Origin of the sequence: Pseudaminobacter soli (ex Li et al. 2025) (assembly GCF_003012705.1) — a bacterium.
GTDB classification, from domain to species: Bacteria; Pseudomonadota; Alphaproteobacteria; order Rhizobiales; family Rhizobiaceae; genus Pseudaminobacter; species Pseudaminobacter soli.
Map to the genome: position 1 here is coordinate 1 of NZ_PXYL01000073.1, position 577 is coordinate 577.

Below are 577 nucleotides of genomic sequence, written 5' to 3' on the forward strand. Positions count from 1 at the left end.
GCTCGGATAGTAGAGAGTACCGGAGCGCCGCATCAAACTGGCCCGTCGTCTCGCCCGAGGCGGCGGGCTTTCTCATGGCGTCGCTCTAAATTGCGTTTTAGGCTGGCTACTTGGGAAAGAATACGCCAAGGCGTTTGTTATCGCGGGAAGGCATTCTCGATCGCTCGGCGCACGCTTTCGACCAAGTTCGCGTCATGCGAGCTTAGAGCGGTCACGTCGCCACTAGATGTCTTCAGGGTTAGTGTGCGTTTCTCGGGGACATTGTTCGCCAAAAGTAACAGAGCGACAAAGGCGATAAGTCCAATTATCTCATGTATATTGGCCCCGACAACGAGACCTGCGATAATTGCAACAACACTCAGGGCGAATAAGATTGTATTCTCTCTCTCGATTGTGACGCTTCGGATGGTCACAATTGGGTAAGCGGCAGTGCCGAACTTGGCAACGAATCTAGTGATCGTGATATCGCCTGACTGAAATAGAACGCCTGACATCTCAGAAACCATCCCTTTTCCAGAAGGGTGCGCACAATCTCCTCGGCCGTCAATCCTTCTAGCCGCAGCCCGGCTTGGGTCCT

1 protein-coding gene is annotated in these 577 nt (G+C 53.4%); it reads right to left on the bottom strand.

Annotated features, from left to right (window positions below):
• Nucleotides 1-137: 137 nt before the first annotated feature.
• Complete coding sequence (locus C7I85_RS32455; protein ID WP_106727677.1) at nt 138-506, bottom strand: DUF6232 family protein; 369 nt, start codon at nt 504-506, stop codon at nt 138-140.
• Nucleotides 507-577: the final 71 nt, after the last annotated feature.